Raw genomic sequence first — 3,113 nt, forward strand, 5'->3', positions numbered from 1 at the left:
ATAGAAATCGCCTTTTATTCGATGTTTTTTGCCGTTGTTGAGAGTGACCGTTAGAGACTCTTTATTTGGTTTTATCGAGTCGACTCCATCTAGTTGTTTGATACAGGTGATTATTTCCGCTCTATTTTTTGCTGTGTTGGTTTTTAAGAGGGTTTTCACGTAATTATCAATTGCTTTGTAAAATTGCTTTTTGGGCAAGGTTTCTAGCTCTTTGCTTGAGAGTATTTTTTTTGCTTGAGCATTAAGCTTGGCAACGTGGTTCGGCTCTTGTGTCGTGTGCATTAGCAGCAAATCGTCAGGGCGTGACCACTGGTATTTTGTGTTGAAGTAATCCCGTAATGAGTCGAAATGTTTCTCATGCCCTGGGGGCGCAATGTTGAGTGATTTTCCACTCTGTAAATCAAGGCGTGGTACTAAAACATGAATATGCTTTGAGCCATCATCATCCGTATGTTGAACGGCAAACAGATGATATTGAGATGGGTCTAACCCTGAGAAAGCATGTTGTTCAAAGTCGGTTAAAACCTCCCTGATCTGCTCGTCTGTAGGGGCATCATCCTTTGACCAAGCAATCACGCCACTGGTGTATTTCCACAGATGGGGGCTTGCATCACAAATGGCGTTAAATGTGGTTGCATCACCTCTTAAAACTTCAATGCCTGCACGCACATTGCCCATGTGATCAAACTTATCGAGTAAGTATGCCGATGCTTTGGCAGCATTGCCTTTGCCATGATTCAAAAATTTAATATGCACTTTCATCATCCTCAGCCAGTTGTACTGAAGACAACTGCTTTTTTAAGCGTTCAGGGCTTTGCCGACTAATTTTAGGTAAGGCAGGGAAGACTTTTTCTAGCTCGGTTTGAATGCCTTTTAAAACAAGCAACATGTTAAAAATATTTAGTTTGCGTTGTTCTTGAGGATCTGCGTTCTTGATGATATTCAACGCTCGTGCAATTTGGTTTATGTTGTTGCCGATTCTTGATAGCTCTAGCAATACATTCGGATCAGTCTTTTGATAGCGTTTGACTACCTCAATCACTGTTTTAATTTTTGTTCTTGTGGGTTTTATTTCGTCTTTGGTTTGTTGAACGGTAATCACATCTTGCATGACTTCACGCTCGATTAATGAATGAATGAAGTCAGTGAAACTTGTATTTTCCTTTTGCAGGTGTTGCTCCAGTTGCTCAAACTGGAGCTGTGTGAGTCTAAATTTTTTTGTTTTATTTTTTACCATTTCGTGTCTCGTTAAGAGCTTTTGCTTTTGGGGTCTTAGGGGTGAAACCCCTAACAAGTCCCTGAGTCCAAATTTTCGAAGAAAATTGTGGACACAGGTAGGCTTGCTTGTCGCATTGCCCCTTTTATTTAGAGCTTATTCTGTTTTGCAAAGATCAATAATTTTTTTCTTAGATAAGTCAATAAAAAGGTTTATATGGCATCAAAATGTGCTGAAGGTCATATATGTATTTTTTAGAATTCGGTTCAATGATTAATGCATTAAATTTTTTTTTCTGAAACATGCAGAAATTGAACCAATTTAAATCCGATTTTTTAAATTTTGCTACGCTCTGCTTGATTTACAGATTTTGTAGATTTCACAGGTGCGGGTGGATGGATTAGCGACGCTAGCGCACCATCGTGATTAAGTTGTTACTAGGGGATATTGGCAAAGCAACAGCGTGATGAGTAGTTCAGCTAAGCTTTAAATTGTATGTTGGGGAAACCCTCGCAGAGAAAAGCTGCTGTTCGGTTTGAGAACGTGCCAATGCGATGTGTAGATCGTAATCGCAGCCTGAAGAGAAAGTACACTTACTCTTTGCCGATCGACCGAGACGTGGCTCCGTCAGTCCGATAGATTTTCGGGAATACTTTAAGGGGGATAATTAGCCCCTTTAAGGGTAAGTATGGCCGAAATTCCCTCAACGTTCACCGTCTGCCGATAGGCAGACTGAAGGGGAACGTTGAGGGAATGAGAGCATTTAGTTAAGAACAATAGTTCTGTTTAAAAAAGTTGATACAAGTATGAAAGTAATTACAAGAGTTTTAATTTTTATTATGAATAGGCACTAATTTTATATGTACTTTTAGGTCTAGAGTTTTTGACTTCGCATAAGGTGTATTATGTTAATTTTAGAGAAACTACTAAATTATATTGAGTTGTAAATAGTTGAAATTCCGTTAAGATATTTTGGATTAAATTCTATTCCTAGATAGCATTCGTGTTGACTCATCTCTCCAAAAAACTTTGGTTTTGTTTTCTTATGGTTTTTGCCATAGGATGGAGTAGTGTGTCTGTTGCATCAGTAAAGATAATGCATATCAATATTCAAACTGAAATGAGCCAAGATCATTGTTTAGATCAAGCACAGCAAGTCACTCAACATGGTATTAATCACGAAGTACAAACGAATACCGATTGCCATAATCATTTAGCTATTAATCAGAATATAGATCACAAAAAGTGTCAGGAATGTTCTAGCTTATCCTGCCAGACACAGATCTCATGTCTTCATTCTTTGCAAAGCTCGCTAGATCCCCTAGATACCTTCTATTCTATAGATCAGCCTAATTTTTATTACCTCAACCAATATCTAAATGGGTATTGGCAAGAAATTTCACGTCCTCCTAAAACTTAACCAATTTTTTTTAAAAATTTATTTATTTTTCAAAAACTAAGGTTAAGTTATGTCTCATAAAATTAGTTCGTACCTATTAGCAGGTATTTGTTTTGCATCGTCGCCTTTGGTTTTTGCCGAAGTGCGTGAATATCAGCTTGTTATTGATGAAGCAGTGGTCAGCCCAACTGGAAAGCCTGTAAAGCGCATTACCGTAAATGGTCAATTTCCTGCGCCTTTGCTTGAGTTTGAAGAGGGTGATGAAGCCATCATTCGCGTGAAAAATAATTTAAAAAACCAAGATTCTTCTATTCATTGGCACGGACTGTTGTTGCCGGGCATTATGGATGGTGTACCAGGATTTAATGGTTTTAACGGTATTAAGCCTCAAAGCGAGTATGTTTATAAATTCAAGATTCGCCAAAGCGGGACTTATTGGTATCACGCTCATTCTAAAGGACAGGAACAAGACGGCTTATATGGTTCTTTTGTGATTTA

Annotated in this window: 4 protein-coding genes; 2 read left to right on the plus strand and 2 right to left on the minus strand. The window is 38.2% G+C overall.

Going from position 1 to position 3,113, the window contains the following annotated elements; translation table 11 throughout:
* The coding region (locus FTV37_RS16785; protein WP_180064303.1) for a relaxase/mobilization nuclease domain-containing protein at positions 1–762 on the minus strand (762 nt) is incomplete at its 3' end.
* Entirely contained in the window at positions 746–1,237 is a 492-nt protein-coding gene (mobC, locus tag FTV37_RS16790) for a plasmid mobilization relaxosome protein MobC (RefSeq protein WP_035270222.1), read from the minus strand. The genes mobC and FTV37_RS16785, both read right to left, overlap by 17 nt.
* Positions 1,238–2,288: 1,051 nt before the next feature.
* Here mobC and FTV37_RS16795 point away from each other — a divergent pair.
* Both FTV37_RS16795 and FTV37_RS16800 read left to right on the plus strand, forming a co-directional pair.
* Positions 2,289–2,636 carry a hypothetical protein gene (locus FTV37_RS16795; protein WP_179995747.1) on the plus strand — a complete coding sequence of 116 codons (348 nt, stop codon included), beginning with the start codon at positions 2,289–2,291 and terminating at the stop codon, positions 2,634–2,636.
* Positions 2,637–2,685: 49 nt separating this feature from the next.
* Positions 2,686–3,113, plus strand: a 428-nt coding sequence (locus FTV37_RS16800; protein WP_180064302.1) for a multicopper oxidase domain-containing protein, incomplete at its 3' end; no start/stop codon positions are given.

The sequence above is a fragment of the Acinetobacter sp. YH16042 genome (assembly GCF_013417245.1).
Taxonomy (GTDB): Bacteria; Pseudomonadota; Gammaproteobacteria; order Pseudomonadales; family Moraxellaceae; genus Acinetobacter; species Acinetobacter amyesii.

Excerpts from the sequence above, each read along its gene's own strand:
- mobC (WP_035270222.1), bottom strand. The coding sequence starts at position 1,237 with ATGGTAAAAAATAAAACAAAAAAATTTAGACTCACACAGCTCCAGTTT.